Origin of the sequence: Mesorhizobium neociceri (assembly GCF_013520985.1) — a bacterium.
In the GTDB taxonomy this organism is placed as follows: domain Bacteria; phylum Pseudomonadota; class Alphaproteobacteria; order Rhizobiales; family Rhizobiaceae; genus Mesorhizobium; species Mesorhizobium neociceri.
In genome coordinates, this window is sequence record NZ_JACDTY010000002.1 from 602,628 (window position 1) to 620,074 (window position 17,447).

Genomic DNA, 17,447 nt, shown 5'->3' on the forward strand with positions numbered 1-17,447 from the left:
GTCTGGCCAAGAAAAAGCCCGACATGGAGCCGGGCGTTTCCTGTGGGTTGCGGCGCTCGCCGGCTCAGTGATCCATCGCCTTGACGATCTCTTCGGTCATCTTCTTGGCGTCGCCGAGCAGCATCATGGTGCCGTCCTTGTAGAACAGCGTGTTGTCGATGCCGGCATAGCCGGAGCCGAGCGAGCGCTTGACGAACAGGCAGGTGCGCGCCTTGTCGACGTCGAGGATCGGCATGCCGTAGATCGGCGATGACTTGTCGTCACGGGCCGAAGGATTGGTGACGTCATTGGCGCCGATGACGTAAGCGACGTCGGCCTGCGCGAATTCGGAGTTGATGTCCTCAAGTTCGAACACTTCGTCATATGGAACATTCGCCTCGGCGAGCAGCACGTTCATGTGGCCGGGCATGCGGCCGGCAACCGGGTGGATGGCGTATTTCACATCGACGCCGTTGGCCTTCAACTTGTCGGCCATTTCACGCAGCGCGTGCTGCGCCTGGGCGACCGCCATGCCGTAGCCGGGCACGATGATGACCTTCTGTGCGTTCATCATGAGGTAGGCGGCATCGTCGGCCGAGCCCTGCTTGACCGTGCGCTCGATGCCGTCATCGGCGGCTGCCGCGGTCTCGCCGCCAAAGCCGCCGAGGATGACCGAGATGAACGACCGGTTCATGCCCTTGCACATGATGTAGGACAGGATCGCGCCGGACGAGCCGACCAGTGCGCCGGTGATGATCAGCGCCAGATTGCCGAGCGTGAAGCCGAGCGCGGCCGCGGCCCAGCCGGAATAGGAGTTCAGCATCGAGACGACCACCGGCATGTCGGCGCCGCCGATCGGGATGATGAGCAGCACGCCGAGCACCAGCGACGCCGCGACGATCAGCCAGAACACCAGCTTGGCCTCGGTGGTGACGAGCAGCACGATCAGCACGATCAGCGCGATGCCGAGTGCAGCGTTGATGAAGTGGCGGCCGCCGATCATGATCGGCTTGCCGGACATGCGGCCGTCGAGCTTCAGGAAGGCGATGACCGAGCCGGTGAAGGTGATGGCGCCGATGGCAACGCCAAGGCTCATCTCGATCAGGGCCTGGGCGTGGATGTCGCCGTTGGTGCCGATGCCAAAACTTTCCGGCGCGTAGATAGCGGCAGCCGCCACCATCACGGCGGCGAGGCCGACCAGAGAGTGGAAGGCGGCGACCAGCTGCGGCATCGAGGTCATGGCGATGCGGCGCGCGGTGACGGCGCCAACGCCGCCGCCAATGGCCAGGCCAAGCACGATCAGGCCGAAGCCGCCGGCCGAAGGAACGGCCAGCGCCAGCGTGGTGGCGATGGCGATACCCATGCCGATCATGCCGTACATGTTGCCCTGGCGGCTGGTGGTCGGATGCGACAGGCCGCGCAGCGCCATGATGAACAGGACGCCGGAGACCAGATAGAGAAACGACGCAAAGTTGGCGTTCATGTTACTTCAAAGCCTCCACCGAACCGCTGTCGAATTCGACGCCAACAAATTGCGGATAAACCTGACGCATGATGGTGACCTGCTTGTCCTCATTGACACGCAGCAGATACCATTTGCCTTCATCGATAAGCGCCAGCGTCTGCGCTTTCGCCTTGAACCGGCCCTTGTCGCCTGCGTTAATGATCGTCTCGGTAGGGATCAACACATAGGGTTCGCCGGTTTGCAGCTCGCGGTACTCGGCATTGGCCAGATCCATGCTGAACGCCTCGATCTTGACCTCGGCCAGTGCCTTCGTCATCTGCTCTATGACGACTTCGCGCAACTTCTCGACGTCCATCCCGCCCTTGTTCGCGATAAAGCCGAGAACCTTTGGCGGAATGGTCTTGGACACCGCGGCATAGTCAGCGCCGCGCATCGCGGCATCAAACGTGGCAACCGTATCGGCAAGGCCCGAGCGTTCGCTATCCGTCAGCGGGCGCGCGGCAACTATGCCGCTCGCGAAAGCGAGCGCCAATGCCACCACGATGAGCCGTGCGATCCCTCCCATGTGTCGGCCGCCTACTTGGCGCTCTCTTTCTTCTTGTACATCGCCAGCATGCGCTGGGTGACGAGGAAGCCGCCGAAAATGTTGACCGAGACCAACATCAACGCGACGAAGCCGAAGCCGGTGGCAATGCCGGAGGCCGAGATACCGACAGCCAAAAGCGCGCCGACCACGATGACCGAGGAGATGGCGTTGGTGACCGCCATCAGCGGCGTGTGGAGCGCCGGCGTCACCGACCAGACGACGTAGTAGCCGACGAAGATCGCCAGAATGAAAATGGCGAAGCGGAAGACGAAAGGATCGATGGCGCCGCCGGACAGGGCGTGCGCGGCATCACCCGCCGCATCGGCGCCACCGGGCGCATTGGCGAGGTTCTGCACCGCCAGCCGGACGGCGGCACTTGCCTGGTCGAGCTGGTCGAGGGCTTTCTGCAAGGTCTGATCCATCACGCGATCCCCTTCGGCTTGGCGGCGGACTTGCCGGCAGTGGCTTTGTCGGACGCCTTTTTCGGTGCAGCCTTCTTCGGCGCGGCATCAGCGACCATGGTCTTGGCCGGGATGGCCGGCGGTTCGACATGCGGCTGTTCCGCCACCTTGGCGAAGGCCGGATGCACAATCTTGCCGCCGTCGGTCAGCATGGTTGCCTTGACCAGATCGTCGTCGCGATTGATGGCGAGCGTCTTGGTCGTCTTGTCGACCAGTGTTTCCACGAAAGCGAACAGGTTGCGGGCATAAAGCAGAGAAGCCGACGCGGCGACGCGGCCGGGCACATTGAGGTGTCCGACGATCTTCACATTGTTGGCCGTGGTGACCACCTGCCCTGGAACGGCGCCTTCGACATTGCCGCCGCGCTCGACGGCAAGGTCGACGAGCACCGAGCCCGGCTTCATCGAGGCGACCATCGCCGCCGACACCAGTTTCGGCGCCGGACGGCCGGGGATCAGCGCCGTGGTGATGACGATATCCTGCTTGGCTATGTGCTCTGCGGTGAGCGCAGCCTGCTTGGCCTGATATTCTTTCGACATTTCCTTGGCGTAGCCGCCGGCAGTCTCGGCCGCCTTGAACTCCTCGTCCTCGACGGCGAGGAACTTTGCGCCGAGCGAGGCGACCTGTTCCTTGGCGGCGGGACGAACGTCGGTTGCGGTGACGACGGCGCCGAGGCGGCGCGCCGTGGCGATCGCCTGCAGCCCAGCGACGCCGACACCCATGATGAAGATCTTTGCCGCCGGCACGGTACCTGCCGCCGTCATCATCATCGGCAGCGCCCGGTCATATTCCGATGCGCCGTCGATCACCGCCTGGTAGCCGGCGAGATTGGCCTGCGACGACAACACGTCCATCGACTGGGCGCGGGTGATGCGCGGCATGAATTCCATCGAGAAGGCGGTGACGCCGGCCTTGGCAAGGGCTGCGACCGCGGCGTCGTTGCCGTAGGGATCCATGATAGCGATGATCGCCGCGCCCGATTTGTAGCCTTTCAACTCGGCATCGGTGGGACGGCGCACTTTCAGCACCACGTCGGCCTTGCCGGCATCCGAAGCCTTGCCTATCACAGCACCGGTCTTGGCAAATTCCTCGTCGGGAATGCGCGACCTGGTGCCGGCGCCGGTCTCGACGATCACGTCGAACCCCAACGCCGCAAGTCGCTTCACCGTATCCGGCGAGGCGGCAACACGCGGCTCGTTGGCGTCGAGCTCACGAGGGATGAAAACCGTCTGTCCCACCGCATGATCCTTTCGGCTGGAACCTGTTCGCGCAAGTCACCGGCCGGATGTCCGGCGGCGTCGGACGAAGGGTCTGAAAGTCTATCGGAGAATGAAGGCGCCGACGGCCAGGATCAGCACGAACAGGATGGTCGCCGAGAAGAAGCCGCCTGCAAAGAAGCCGAAAGCCATGGCCAGGAGCAGGGCGCCGCAAAACAGCGAGCCGTATTTGGCCAGTGCGAGAAAGCCGTGATAGGTGCGGTCGTGTTCCGCATAGTCCATCTTCGCGCCCAGTTCGACAGGACCGGTCGGCGTGTGATCAGCCATAGGAATACCCCTTCGAAGACATCTTTGAGGCACATAGCGAAAAGCCGGGCCAAGAGCAATGGCAGGATTACCCTTGCGGCTGCGACAAGAGCGTCAAGAAAAGCATGATACTGCTGAAGAGAGCCAGCCTTGCTACCATATCAGGACGACGATGTAGGCCGCGTAGCAGGCCAACAGCACGAGGCCCTCGTTTCGCTCGATCCTACGACCGCTCCAGGCGAAGGCCAGGATCAGCAAGGTCACGACAAACAGGACCGGGAAATCGAAATGGACGATGCTGCTCGGCACCGAGATCGGCGAAACGATCGCCGTTGCGCCACCAATGCCCAGAATGTTGTAGAGGCAAGAGCCGAGGACGTTGCCGAGGGCGAGTTCGGACTGTCCGCGCAGCGAGGCAACGACGGAGGTGGCCAGTTCTGGCATTGAGGTGCCGACCGCCACGATGGTCAGCCCGACCACTGTTTCCGATATTCCGAACCTGTGAGCGAGCCTCACGGCGCCATCGACGAGGAAATCGCTGCCGAACAGGATCATCCCCAGCCCGGCAAATGCCAGAATCAACGGCAGCCACACCGATTTCTCGTTTGCCGGCGGGACAAAGCCAGGATCGGCCTGCTGCGCCGCAAGACCCCGGCCAACGGCCGCGCCTTGACCGTCGACAGCGGGCGAGCGCTCCTGGCGATAGGCGAGATAGACATAGGCGCACAGCATCGCCACGAAAACCAGACCGACCAGCCGACCAAGCGGGACCGTAGCGCCGATCACAATGAACAGGGCGGTAACCGCAATCAGCACCAGTCCGTCGCGCTTGAGCAACTGCGACTGCACGGCGACTGGCGCAACGACGGCGGTGACGCCGAGAATCAGCAGGGAATTGGCGATATTGGAGCCGACGATGTTGCCGATGGCAATTCCGGGCGAGCCGGCAAGAGCGGCCTGGATGGAGGTGACGAGTTCGGGAGCGGAGGTGCCGAAACCGACGAGCGTCAGGCCGATCAGCAGCGGCGAGACGCCGAACATGGCGGCCACACCGACAGAACCGCGCACGAGAAGCTCGCCGCCTACAATGAGCAGGAACAGGCCGGCAAGAATGGAAAGATACATCTGCGCCCCTTGCCCACCCCGTTGAGCAGGCACTCGAATCAATGCCCGGCCGGTAGCAGGATGCTAGAGCAATTTGAAACGGTTTTCCTGTGAAAAGCGCGCAGCGCTTTCCCTTGGAAAATTCGTCAAAACAAAGAGTTAGGGCTAGCTCTGAGCAATTCCACGAAGAGTTTGAAACGGTGTCCGCTTCAGCCGGCCAGATGCGGGAACAGTCCGAGCAGTCCGACGACGATCAGATAGAGGGCGACGATGTAGTTGAGGAGCCGCGGCATCACCAGGATCAGCACGCCGGCGATCAGCGAGATCAGCGGGGTGAGCGTAAGTGTGGAAATATGCATGTCGTTTTCCTTTCGATGGACGCGTCGGCGTCATCCAGAACGCCGAAGCGGCGGGAAAGCTCCAGAACCAACGTGCTAAATTTCGTGGGCTTTGCCGGCGTTACGCTGCTTCGCGGAAATATTTGGCGGTCGGCAGGATGGTCAGCGGCGCCAGCTCGCCGGCCGGCGCCTTGGCAAACAGCATGCGCCGCTCCAGCGCCGTCGACTGGAAGAAGGGGAAGCGCTGCAGCGTCGGCGCCATGTTCTGCTCGCAGATCGATTCATAGAAGAAGATCGGCATGGTGAAAGGCGGATAGAGGCGCGGCTCGCCAACCTGCACCGAGCCGAAGATGCGATGGTAGAACGCCGTGTGCTCTTCGCGGATCATCGAAATGCAGCTGGTGGCGTTGAAGAAGGTGTTGGCGATGACCGCTAGCCGCAGCGTGACATAGGGCAAGGCCCGGTTGGCCGACGACATTTGCGGATCGATCGCCAGCCGGCTCGGGTCGATGAAGGTTTCGCCGCGCGCCAGCCGCAGCAGCAGCCGGTCGCCGAAGACCGTCATGATCGGCGCTTCGGGGGTCTCGCGGGTCAAATGGTGGAGCCTAACGGTGCTGACCAACTCGCCATCCATGAAGACGCCGAAACAGTAGCAATTGCGCGCTTCATCAAGGTGATCGGCGAGCTTCTGTTCGACGATGGTGTCAAGCAGCCCGTGCGTGTGAAAAGCCTTGTAGCGCAGCCGGTAGACCGCTTCGAGATCCTCGCCGCTTTCGCAGCGCCGGTATTCGATGCGCTCCAGGACGTCGAGCACATTGCGGGCGAACAACGAAATCGACTCGGATTTGACTGCCGCACCCGAAGGCAGGCCTGACTGATGCGTGTCCATTACTTCCCCTCGTACCGCCGCAGGAGAACAATACCGGACGACCGCAGGAACAAGAAGATGAAACTTAAATCGTCTGCGTTTACTGAACGTTAACCTTAACAAACGGTTAACGCCTAGACAATACAACGCCTTTTAGACGGGCTTTTCAAGCGCAAATTAATCACGGTAAAGTCAGGGCGTGGCGAGTTTTGCCACCGGCCGCAGCTCCGCGGCGAAAGGCCAGGTCACATTAGACATGGTTTCGATGCCCGAGGCGCTGAGTGCCGCGCCAAACAGGAAGCCCTGGACAAGATCCGGCTTCACCGAATGCACCAGGACCTTCAGCTGCTCGAAGGTTTCCACCCCCTCGATGGTGACGGACAGCCCGAGCACGCGGGTCAGGTCGACAATGCCTTTCAACAGGTCGAGCGAGCGCTTGTTCTGGGTCACGTCCATCAGGAACGAACGATCGATCTTGATCTTGTCGAGCGGCAGCTTGTGGAGATAGCTCAGGCTTGAATAGCCGGTGCCGAAATCGTCGAGCGCGATGCGCACCCCAAGCTGCTTCATTTCCTCGATATACTGGCGTGTCAGCGACTTGTCGTCGAGCAGGGCGGTTTCGGTGACTTCGATCTCGAGGCGGCCGGCGGCGAGCCCCGATTTAGCAAGCGCATCGGCAACCTTCTGGACGACGTCGCGGTTGCGGAAATCCTTGGCCGAAAGATTGACCGAGACGCTGGTCTGGCCGGGCCATTTGGCGCATTCGACGCAGGCCGCCTCGAGCACGAAAGTGCTGATCTCGGAAATGATGCCCATTTCCTCGGCCAGCGGAATGAAGACGCTGGGCGAAACCGGCCCGAGATCGGGATGATCCCAGCGGCACAGCGCCTCGCAGCTGGCGATGCGCATGGTGCTCATCGCCACGATCGGCTGATAGACCACCCGCAGCGCCTTGCCTTCAACGGCGGTGCGCAGATCCGCCTTCATCAGCTGGCGGTTGCGGAACGCCGCATCCATCGCGGCCTCGAACAGCCGCCAGTTGTTCTTGCCGAGTTCCTTGGCCTTGTAGAGCGCCAGGTCGGCCTTGACGATCATGGCGTCGACATCGGTGTCCTCGACCCTGGACAGCACAGCACCGGCGCTGGCCTGGATGCGCAGGCCGTGGCCGGCGACATCGACCTCGCCCTGCAGATCGGCGAAAATCTGGTCGAGCAAGCCGGTCAGATGGCTTTCATCCTCGACGCGGTCGAAGAAGATCATGAACTCGTCGCCGCCGAAGCGGCTGACATTGACACCTTGTCCGGCGACGGCCGCCAGGCGTTCGGCAACGGCGTAGATCAGCCCGTCGCCGACGGGATGGCCGAGCGTGTCGTTGACGCTCTTGAAATCGTCGAGATCAATCACCGCCAGCGCGCACAGGCGGTCGCGGCTGCCCGACGCCATCGCTTCGCCGACCAGCTCATGGAAATAGGCGCGGTTCGGCAGGCCGGTGAGGCTGTCGTAGCGCGCCATGAAGCGGATCTTTTCTTCGGCCTCGACGCGGGCGGTGACGTCCTCGAAGGTAATGACGCCGAGGTCCTGATTGCCCTCGCGGGCAGAGAACTCGAAGTACTGGCCGTTGGAGAAGGAGACCAGCACCTTGCGGTCACGGCCTTCACGCAGCGCGCGCGTCAGCTGCGCCTCGACATAGCGGCAGTCCTTCGGCGCCAGCATGCCGCCGGCAACGCCGCGCAGCAGCAGGGAATGGATCGATCGCCCGAGCAGCTGGTCCGGCGAGCGCAGCGACATCAGATGCGCGGCTTCGGCATTGCCGACCACGACCTTGCCGTCGGGACCGAGCATGACCAGGCCATGCGACATGGTGTTGAGCGCGCGGTTGAAGCGCTCGGCGAGCCTGGCCGCCGTCTTGCGCTCCGATATGGCGTTGAACAGCACGGTGCGAACGTGGCTGGCCATCCGGGTGATGATGAAGATGAACGGCACGATGTAGAGGCCGAGGATGAAATCGCCGACATGGCCCTTGAGCATCAGCCCGACGGCGATCGGCAGGACGACCGTGAAAGCCTGCACCGCGACCATGGTCTTGGAGCCGTAATTGCGGCCGACAATGGTCACCGTCGAGCCCATTATGACGGCAATGGCAGCGCTTTCCCCGAAGACGTCGGGAATGAGATAGATCGAGGTAAAGCAGAAAAACCCCATGAAGAAGGCCTGGATGGTGCCGCCAACCAGGTAGTAGCGTTCCCACTTCTTGGCTTGTTCATAGGTCTCGAAACTGCCTATGCGCAGGCCTTTGCGGATGCCGTAATAACGGTAAAGGCCGGCCGCAAGCATAAGCGCAGCCAGTGCAAGATAGGCCGGATGCCCTGAGGTAAAATAAACGAGAATACCGATGAGGCCGTGGCAAAACGCGCCAATCAGCAGGATCCCGGGATCGTTAAACAACGATCGCACGAACCCAGCATAGACGTCCTCACCTATCTCTGCGGCTTTGTTTTCTTGCATGGCCTGCGGTGTCGCACGAACCGCAGTCATGGCACATTCGCCTTAAGAAAGGTTTAGAGATGCCGTTTCGGCGTCTGTCGTCAAGTCGGCTACCCCACCGTAAGCCGGGGAAATTCTTGTTCAGGTAAACAAGGCGTCACTCTGCGGCCTGGAGTTCAGGCCGCGCTGGCGTGTTGGCCAGTCGCTCGACAAGTCTTTTTCGTTCGCCATCGGCCTTTTCGGCGCTGGCCTGCCTGACATGGCCATAGCCGCGAATGAGCGCCGGCACCGAGGCTAGCGCGACTGCGGCCTCGATCCTGCCCGGTGCAAGAGCCGCCGCGATAAGCTCCAGATCGGCCTCATAGCGGGCCAGAAGCTGCCGCTCCATGCGCCGCTCGACGCTGTAGCCGAACAGATCGAAAGCAGTGCCGCGCAGGCCTTTCAGCGCCGCCAGCAGGCGAAAACCCTTCATCATCCACGGGCCGAAGCTCGATTTCCTCGGCTTGCCGTCAGTGCCGCGCCTGCCCATGATGGGTGGCGCCAGATGAAATTCGAGCTTTTCGTAGCTCTGGAACTGTTTTGACAGTTCCGTGGCGAAGGAGCCGTCGGTGTAGAGCCGCGCCACCTCGTATTCGTCCTTGATCGCCATCAGCTTGAACAGGTTTTTGGCCGCAGCCTCGGTGACCGCGGTCGAACCCGGCACGGCCTTTGCCTCAGCGGCACGCAAAACGGTCAGCTTGCCAGCATAGCGCTTGCCATAAGCGGCGTTCTGATAGGCGGTGAGGAAAGCGACGCGGCGGGCGATCACATCGTCCAGCGTCTCGGCGATCGGCGTGACCTTGCCCGGCTGCGCAATGAGGCCGCGCACAAACTCTGGCTGATGCGCGGCGCGCCGGCCCCAGCGGAACGCAGCGATGTTCATCGCCACCGCTTCGCCGTTCAATTCGATAGCTTTTTCAACGGCTTCGGCCGAGAGCGGCAGCCCGCCATGCTGGAAGGCGAAGCCGAGCATGAACATGTTGGCGCCGAGCGAATTGCCGAACAATTGCGTGGCGGTGCGCGTCGCGTCGAAGAAATGCGCCTTGTCGTCGCCGGCAGCAGCGCGGATCGCCTTCTTCAGCCGTTCGATAGGCAGCGAGAAATCCGCCGAGCGGGCGAACTCGCCCGGCATGATCTCGGCGGTGTTGGCGAGGAAGATGGTATGGCCTTCGCGCACCGCGCCAAGCACTTTCTTGGCGCCGGACACGACGAGGTCGCAGCCGAGCACCAGGTCGGCTTTGCCTGCCGAAACGCGGATGGCATGGATATCGTCGGGGGTGCGGGCGATGCGGACATGGGTGAACACCGAACCACCCTTCTGGGCGAGGCCGGCCATGTCGATCATGCCGCAGCCCTTGTCCTCGAGATGGGCGGCCATGCCGAGCACCGCGCCGATGGTGACGACGCCGGTGCCGCCGACGCCGTCGATGATCGCCGCCCAGCCCTCGCTGCCGAGTGGGAATTCAGCCGGGACCGGCACGCCATCGAGCGGATCGGTCCGCCCGGCAATGCCTTCAGCCTTGCGGATCTTGGCGCCGTGGACGGTGACGAAGGAGGGGCAAAAGCCGTTGACGCAGGAGAAATCCTTGTTGCAGCTCGACTGGTCGATCTTGCGCTTGCGACCGAACTCGGTCTCGACCGGCTGGATCGAGACGCAGTTCGACTGCACGCCGCAATCGCCGCAGCCCTCGCAGACCAGTTCGTTGATGAACACCCGCTTGTCGGGATCCGGGAAGGTGCCGCGCTTGCGGCGGCGGCGCTTTTCGGCCGCGCAGGTCTGGTCGTAGAGCAGCACCGAGACGCCTTTGACGTCGCGCAGCTCGCGCTGGACGAGATCGAGGTCGTCGCGATGATGGATGGTGGCACTGGCCGGGAACTCGGCCTTCCCGGCATATTTGTCCGGCTCGTCGGTGACGATGGCGATGCGGTCGACGCCTTCGGCACGCACTTGCCTGGCGATCATGTCGACCGTCAGGCCGCCCTCATGCGGCTGGCCGCCGGTCATGGCGACGGCGTCATTGTAGAGGATCTTGTAGGTGATGTTGGCATCGGTCGACAGCGCGAAGCGGATCGCCAGCGTACCGGAGTGGTTGTAGGTGCCGTCGCCGAGATTCTGGAAAATGTGCTCGCGCTTGGAGAACGGCGCCTGGCCAACCCATTGCGCGCCTTCGCCGCCCATGGCGGTGAAGCCGACCGTGTTGCGATCCATCCACAGCGCCATGAAATGGCAGCCGATGCCGGCGGCGGCGATCGAGCCGTCGGGCACCTTGGTCGAGGAATTGTGCGGGCAGCCGGAGCAGAAGAACGGCGTGCGCGAACCGATATCGCTGGTATCGGCAAGCATCGCCTGAAACTGGCGCAGCTTTGCCACCTTCGCGGCGATTTCTTCCGAGGGGCCGATGGTGCGCAAAATCCGCTCGCCCAGCGCAATGGCGATCTCGTTGGGGTCGAGCGCGCCCTTGGCCGGAAACAGCCAGTCGCCGCGCTCGTCCTTCTTGCCGACAATGGCCGGCTGGGTGGCGGTGCCGTAGAGGCTTTCGCGCAGCTGCACCTCGATCAGCGAGCGCTTCTCCTCGACGACGACGATGGTGTCGAGGCCGCGGGCGAATTCGGAGATATGCTGCAGGTCGAGCGGCCACGGGCAGCCGACCTTGAACAGGCGGATGCCGATGCGGTTGGCGGCGGCCTCGTCGACGCCGATGTCTTCCAGCGCCTGTCGGACGTCGAGATAGCTCTTGCCCAGCGTGATGATGCCGAGCTTCGGGCTGCGGCCGCCGGAATAGACGATGCGGTTCAGCCCGTTGGCGTGGATGAAGGCGGACGCCGCGGCGCGCTTGTGCTCATGCAGCCGCTCCTCCTGGCCGAGCATGTCGATCTCATGGCGGATGTTGAGGCCGCCGGGCGGCATGTCGAACTCCGGCACGACGATGTTCAGCCGCTCGAGCGCGGCATCGACGGAGGCGGTCGATTCGATGTTGTCCTTGACGCATTTGATCGCCGCCCAGGTGCCGGCGAAACGCGACATGGCAAAGCCGTAGAGCCCGTAGTCGATGATCTCCTGGACACCAGCCGGGTTGAGGATCGGCACCATGGTGTCGACGAACAGGAATTCGGTGGCATGCGCGTTGGTCGAGGATTCGGCCATGTGGTCGTCGCCCATCAAAGCGAGCACACCGCCATGCTTCGACGAACCGGCGAGGTTGGCGTGGCGGAAGACATCGCCCGAACGGTCGACGCCCGGCCCCTTGCCGTACCAGACCGAAAACACCCCGTCATGCGTGCCCTCGCCCAGCAATTCCGTTTGCTGCGAGCCCCAGCAGGCGGTGGCGGCAAGCTCCTCGTTGAGGCCAGGCTGGAAGACGATGTCGGCCTGCGCCAGCTGCTTCTTCGCCCGCCACAGCTGCATGTCGAGGCCGCCGAGCGGCGAGCCGCGGTAGCCGGAAACGAAGCCGGCCGTGTTGAGGCCGGCGCGGCGGTCGCGCTCGCGCTGCATCAACAGCATGCGGATGACCGCCTGCGCGCCAGACAGGAAGATGCGCTCCTTACCAAGATCGAACTTGTCGTCGAGCGCGACGTCGTGCAGCGTCATCAGGCATTTCCTCTGCGGAGGCGGCGGCGGGGGCGGCGCAGCCAACGTAGGAGTGAGATGGCGCAGTCTTTCTCCGCTTGCAAGGCAGGTCAAACGAAATCGAAAGCGCCAGGCAAAGCGCAATGAACGGTCTGCCGCCATTGCGTTTCAGCACGAAACCTATCCGCGGCGGTTGTCCGGCGACCGAAAATTTCTACTGAGCCGCACCGGGCAAAGACGCGTCAGCCCTTCGAGCAATCCGGCTTGGGCTCACCGGGCAGCTTACCGTCGGGGTGGCCGGCAAGGTCAGGATTGGCCGTATAGAGCTGGTCGACCACCAGCGGCCGGTCGGGCAGGATCGACTGGTCCTCCGTCGAGATCAGCGTGGTGTCGATCTTCTGCAGGAACGTGCCGTCAGGACCCCTGATGCTGATCGAAATCGCGTAGGGTTTATCCTTGACGATACAGGTCAGCGCCGGGCTTTCCAGGCTGACCTTGTCGAGCTTCGGCCAGACCTTCTGCTCGACCACCAGGGGAGGACCACCGGCCGGATTCTGAAAGCTGGCGACCGCAACCTGGCCCTCGCCCATCGGCTGCAGGGGCCGCAGCGTCACGACATAGGTCGCCCGGGCGAGACGGTAGTTGAAGACGACGACCTTGCCGGAAACCTCGAACAGCTTGCCATCGCCGCCGGTGTCGCGGCAGGCGCCGAGCGCAACGGCGGCAGTGAGTGCTGCGCCGATAAGGATCGAACGGAAAAAACCCCTAGGCATTCTTGACCTCGTGAGCCGCCGTGCGGCGGCGGCGATAGTGACGGCTTGCTTTCTGGCGGTTGCCGCACACCGCCATGTCGCACCAGAGGCGGCTGGAATTGCGGCTTCTGTCGACGAACAGCCAGCTGCAATTGGGACAGATCCTGAGCCTGGAAACCGTATCGTCGCGCAGCAGCGACAAGGCTGAAACCGCGAGCGCCGCCTCAAAGGCGATCGGTGTCGCCGGATCGCCGAACGGTCTGCCCGGGGCGCCGATCTCAGCCGGGCTCTGATCGAGGCCGTTGGCGCAGGCTTTTAGAAAAGGGGCGAGATCGCCGGCGGCAAGCGCACCTTTCGACACGGCGCCGCGAAACAGCCGGTCGGTGGTCTCGCGGATCGACAGCACCACCGGCGCGATCCTGTCCGGCGAGCCCGCCTCCAGCCGTCTGCCGCCAAGCTCGGTGCCGCGAAAGCCGCTTGCGGCTTCAGCGAAGCGCGCGATCTCGGCCGGATCGGCGAAGCGGTCGAAGGTTTTTTCCGGATCGTTGCGCAGCACCACGGTGTTGGCCGTGTCGAGCGCAAGAATGCCGCCGGTGAAGCGATGCGGGGTCCAGGATACCGTCATATCAGAAACCTAACCGATAAATCGCGTTTGACAAGTTAGATTCCACAATGCAAACCTTGACCCGGGCGCGGCCTCCGCAGGACTTTGTTGAGGCATGTCGTCGCCCCAAAACCGCGTTGCACTTTTGGGCGACATGCTCTGAAGGTTGTCCATGCTCTATTTCTTCCAGCAGGTGCTGAACGGGCTGCATTCGGGCGCGCTCTATGCGCTGCTCGCCTTCGGCTACGTGCTGACCAACGGCATCCTGCACCGGACCAACCTTGCCTATGGCGCGCTGTTCGCCTTTTGCGGCCAGACGATGATCCTGACCGTGGCCTTCAGCTATCAGGTGCTGTGGCTGACCTTGCTGGCGGCAGTGGTGCTCGGCGTCGTCACGGCTTTTCTCTATGCCGCGCTGATCAGCCATGTACTGTCGCGCAGCGTCTTCGAACCGTTGGCCGACCGGACGCCCAATGCGATCGTGGTGACGACGCTCGGCATTCTGCTAGTGCTGTCGGAAGCAAGCCGCATTGCCGCCGACACACATGACTGGTGGCTGCCGCCGATGTTGGCGCAACCCATCGTTTTTGCTCAAGACGCCAGTTTCAAGGCGACGCTGACGCTGATCCAGCTCATCGACTGCGCGATAGTTCTGGCGGCAATCATCCTCGCCGCATGGGCGTTTGCCCGCTCGGGCTTCGGCCGCCGCTGGCGCGCCGTCTCCGACGATCCCCACGCGGCAGCCTTGTGCGGTGTCGATGTGCGCAAGGTGTTCCGGCATGCGGTGCTGTTCGGCGGTTTCTGCGCCGCGCTGGCCGGCGTCATGGCCGGCCTCTACTACGGCAATGTCAGCTTCGGCTCCGGCCTCGTCTACGGGCTGAAAATCCTCTTCGTGACGGCGGTGGGCGGCTATCTCTCGCCACCGCGGGCGGCGCTCGGTGCGGCCGCCTTCGGCATGGCGGAGTCGTTATGGGCCGGCTATTTCCCGATCGAATGGCGCGATGGCTGGATGTATCTTTTCCTGGTCGCAGCACTCGTGCTGATCGGTCCCGGCCGCGACCAGCAGAAGATCGCCTGATCGCCGCATCCGGTGTCAGACTTTGGTTGCATGACGTAGCAGCCGGTCGGCACTTTATCGCCTGCCTCCCGTCACAACGGCGTTGATCGCGCCTATGCCATGTTGACCCGCCGAACCACGCGCGGCATACCGTTGGGCCACAGCGGCGCGGCGGAAAAATAAGGGGAGCCGGCGCGCCTTCGACATCAGGGAGGAATGCATGGCAGGGCTGCTCGCTCTATCCAGAACGATTGACCGTGTGAACGAGTTCATCGGCAGGTGGATATCGTGGCTGATCCTGCTGGCAATCCTGGTCAGCGCCGCCAACGCCATCATCCGCAAGGTCTTCGACACCTCGTCCAACGCCTGGCTGGAACTGCAGTGGTACCTGTTCGGCGCCGCCTTCATGCTGGCCGCCGCTTATACGCTGAAGCAGAACGACCATATCCGCATCGACATCGTCTACGGCATGTGGTCGCGCCGGGTGCAGCACTGGATCGACCTGCTCGGTCATCTCTTCTTCCTGATGCCGTTCGTGACGCTGATGGTGATCTATTTCGTGCCTTATGTGTCGCTGTCGTTCCGCAACGGCGAGATGTCGAACAATTCCGGCGGCCTGATCATCTGGCCGGCCAAGGCGATCCTGCTCGTCGGCTTCTTCCTGCTGGCGCTGCAAGGCATTTCCGAGATCATCAAGAAGATCGCCATCATGCGTGGCGACATGGACGATCCCACCCCGTTCATCTCGGCGCATGAACAGGCCGAGCTCGAGGCGAAGGCACTCGCCGAAGAAGCCAAGGCGCTCGCCCAGGAGACGCGTCCATGATCGAGTTCATCGCCCAGAACATGGCGCCGATCATGTTCGCCTCGCTGGTCATCTTCCTGCTGATCGGCTATCCCGTTGCTTTCTCGCTCGCCGCCAACGGCCTGATGTTCTTCTTCATCGGCGTCGTGCTGTCGCCCTATTCGGGCGGCTCGATCAACCTCGCCTGGCCGCTGCTGCACGCCCTGCCCGACAATTTTTACGGCAGCAGGGTGATGTCCAACGACACGCTGCTGGCCATCCCCTTCTTCACCTTCATGGGCATCGTGCTCGAACGATCCGGCATGGCCGAGGACCTGCTCGACACGATCGGCCAGCTGTTCGGGCCAGTCCGCGGTGGGCTTGCCTATGCCGTGATCTTCGTCGGCGCGCTGCTGGCGGCGACGACCGGCGTGGTGGCGGCGTCGGTCATCGCCATGGGTCTGATCTCGCTGCCGATCATGCTGCGCTACGGTTACGACCGCCGGGTGGCGTCGGGCGTCATCGCCGCCTCCGGCACATTGGCGCAGATCATCCCGCCATCGTTGGTGCTGATCGTGCTAGCCGACCAGCTCGGCAAATCAGTTGGCGACATGTATGCCGGCGCCCTGATCCCGGGACTGGTTCTGACCGGCCTTTACACGCTCTACATCCTGATCATGTCGATCGTCCGGCCGAACTCGATGCCGGCGCTGCCGCTGGCGGCACGCACGCTCGGCCACGGCGTGCTCTCGCTGCTGGCGGCGCTGGTGGTGGCGGTCGCCGTCTCCTATGCCGCCTACCGTTATCTCGCGCCGGCGCATGGCGACAATGCCGATATTCTGGGCGCCAGCGTTGGCGTGATCCTGATCTACATCGTGGCGATCGCCGACAAGGGCCTGAACATCAACATGATGTCCAGGCTGGCGCAGCAGGTGATCATCGTTCTGATCCCGCCGCTGGCGCTGATCTTCCTGGTGCTCGGCACCATCTTCCTCGGCATCGCCACCCCGACCGAAGGCGGCGCCATGGGCGCGGTCGGCGCGCTGTTGATGGCGGCGATGAAAGGGCGGCTGTCGCTCGACGTGGTCAAACAGGCGCTGGCCTCGACAACGCGGCTGTCGTCCTTCGTGCTGTTCATCCTGATCGGCGCGCGGGTATTCTCGCTGACGTTCTACGGCGTCAACGGCCACGTCTGGGTCGAGCATTTGTTGACGTCGCTGCCCGGCGGCGAGGTCGGCTTCCTGATCGGCGTCAACATCCTGGTCTTCGTACTCGCCTTCTTCCTCGATTTCTTCGAGCTCGCCTTCATCATCGTGCCGCTTTTGGCGCCGGCCGCCGACAAGCTCGGCATCGACCTGATCTGGTTCGGCGTGCTTTTGGGCGTCAACATGCAGACCTCCTTCATGCACCCGCCTTTTGGCTTTGCGCTGTTCTACCTGCGCTCGGTCGCCGCCCGCGTGCCCTATCTCGACCGCCTCACCGGCAAGCAGATCGCGCCGGTGACCACCGGCCAAATCTATTGGGGCGCGGTACCCTTCGTCTGCATCCAGGTGATCATGATCGGGCTGACCATCGCCTTCCCGCAAATGGTCATGCGCTACAAGGGTGCGGCCGTTGACCCGGGCACGATCGAGATCAAGTTGCCGGACATGCCGGGCCTTGCGCCTCTCGGCACACCACCGCCAGCCGATGGCGGCGCGTCACCCGCGGCGCCACCCTCGAACGATCTGTCGCAACCACCGAACTTCGGCGAGACGCCGCCCGCCAAGCCGGCGGCGCCTGCAACCGACCTGTCGCAGCCGCCGAATTTCAACTGATGCCCAAAGTACCGGTAA

At 63.1% G+C, this 17,447-nt stretch carries 15 protein-coding genes; 3 read left to right on the forward strand and 12 right to left on the reverse strand.

Going from position 1 to position 17,447, the window contains the following annotated elements; genetic code table 11:
* Positions 1 to 64 precede the first annotated feature (64 nt).
* From H0241_RS06935 to H0241_RS06990, 12 genes are all read right to left on the reverse strand, one after another.
* On the reverse strand, positions 65 to 1,462 hold the full coding sequence (locus tag H0241_RS06935; RefSeq protein ID WP_181056650.1) for an NAD(P)(+) transhydrogenase (Re/Si-specific) subunit beta: 1,398 nt from the start codon (positions 1,460 to 1,462) through the stop codon (positions 65 to 67).
* Position 1,463: 1 nt separating this feature from the next.
* Entirely contained in the window at positions 1,464 to 1,982 is a 519-nt protein-coding gene (locus H0241_RS06940) for a hypothetical protein (RefSeq protein WP_181056651.1), read from the reverse strand.
* A gap of 38 nt (positions 1,983 to 2,020) precedes the next feature.
* Positions 2,021 to 2,452: a proton-translocating transhydrogenase family protein gene (locus H0241_RS06945; RefSeq protein WP_210284778.1), complete on the reverse strand. Its 432-nt coding sequence runs from the start codon at positions 2,450 to 2,452 to the stop codon at positions 2,021 to 2,023.
* Positions 2,452 to 3,729 (reverse strand): Re/Si-specific NAD(P)(+) transhydrogenase subunit alpha, encoded by a 1,278-nt coding sequence (locus H0241_RS06950; RefSeq protein ID WP_181056653.1) that lies wholly within the window; start codon positions 3,727 to 3,729, stop codon positions 2,452 to 2,454. The genes H0241_RS06945 and H0241_RS06950 overlap by 1 nt, the downstream gene beginning before the upstream one ends.
* Before the next feature lie 81 nt (positions 3,730 to 3,810).
* On the reverse strand, positions 3,811 to 4,035 hold the full coding sequence (locus tag H0241_RS06955; RefSeq protein ID WP_112563740.1) for an aa3-type cytochrome c oxidase subunit IV: 225 nt from the start codon (positions 4,033 to 4,035) through the stop codon (positions 3,811 to 3,813).
* Positions 4,036 to 4,167: 132 nt separating this feature from the next.
* Entirely contained in the window at positions 4,168 to 5,139 is a 972-nt protein-coding gene (locus tag H0241_RS06960) for a calcium/sodium antiporter (RefSeq protein ID WP_181056654.1), read from the reverse strand.
* Positions 5,140 to 5,327: 188 nt separating this feature from the next.
* Positions 5,328 to 5,477, reverse strand: a complete 150-nt coding sequence (locus H0241_RS06965; protein ID WP_181056655.1) for a DUF3096 domain-containing protein — start codon at positions 5,475 to 5,477, stop codon at positions 5,328 to 5,330.
* A 100-nt stretch (positions 5,478 to 5,577) separates the two neighbouring features.
* Positions 5,578 to 6,345: an N-acyl amino acid synthase FeeM domain-containing protein gene (locus tag H0241_RS06970; protein ID WP_181056656.1), complete on the reverse strand. Its 768-nt coding sequence runs from the start codon at positions 6,343 to 6,345 to the stop codon at positions 5,578 to 5,580.
* Positions 6,346 to 6,516: 171 nt separating this feature from the next.
* Positions 6,517 to 8,829, reverse strand: coding sequence for a putative bifunctional diguanylate cyclase/phosphodiesterase (locus tag H0241_RS06975; RefSeq protein WP_181056867.1), 2,313 nt, complete (start codon positions 8,827 to 8,829; stop codon positions 6,517 to 6,519).
* Positions 8,830 to 8,965: 136 nt separating this feature from the next.
* Positions 8,966 to 12,436 carry an indolepyruvate ferredoxin oxidoreductase family protein gene (locus H0241_RS06980; protein WP_181056657.1) on the reverse strand — a complete coding sequence of 1,157 codons (3,471 nt, stop codon included), beginning with the start codon at positions 12,434 to 12,436 and terminating at the stop codon, positions 8,966 to 8,968.
* A gap of 221 nt (positions 12,437 to 12,657) precedes the next feature.
* Positions 12,658 to 13,188, reverse strand: a complete 531-nt coding sequence (locus tag H0241_RS06985; RefSeq protein WP_181056658.1) for a hypothetical protein — start codon at positions 13,186 to 13,188, stop codon at positions 12,658 to 12,660.
* Positions 13,181 to 13,792 carry a CGNR zinc finger domain-containing protein gene (locus tag H0241_RS06990; protein ID WP_181056659.1) on the reverse strand — a complete coding sequence of 204 codons (612 nt, stop codon included), beginning with the start codon at positions 13,790 to 13,792 and terminating at the stop codon, positions 13,181 to 13,183. The genes H0241_RS06985 and H0241_RS06990 overlap by 8 nt, the downstream gene beginning before the upstream one ends.
* A gap of 151 nt (positions 13,793 to 13,943) precedes the next feature.
* On the opposite strand from H0241_RS06990, the gene H0241_RS06995 reads away from it, so the two are divergent.
* The 3 genes from H0241_RS06995 (at position 13,944) to H0241_RS07005 (ending at position 17,429) form a co-directional block, all read left to right on the forward strand.
* Complete coding sequence (locus H0241_RS06995; RefSeq protein ID WP_181056660.1) at positions 13,944 to 14,849, forward strand: branched-chain amino acid ABC transporter permease; 906 nt, start codon at positions 13,944 to 13,946, stop codon at positions 14,847 to 14,849.
* A gap of 199 nt (positions 14,850 to 15,048) precedes the next feature.
* Complete coding sequence (locus tag H0241_RS07000; protein WP_181056661.1) at positions 15,049 to 15,654, forward strand: TRAP transporter small permease subunit; 606 nt, start codon at positions 15,049 to 15,051, stop codon at positions 15,652 to 15,654.
* Positions 15,651 to 17,429 (forward strand): TRAP transporter large permease, encoded by a 1,779-nt coding sequence (locus H0241_RS07005; protein ID WP_181056662.1) that lies wholly within the window; start codon positions 15,651 to 15,653, stop codon positions 17,427 to 17,429. The genes H0241_RS07000 and H0241_RS07005 overlap by 4 nt, the downstream gene beginning before the upstream one ends.
* Positions 17,430 to 17,447 lie beyond the last annotated feature (18 nt).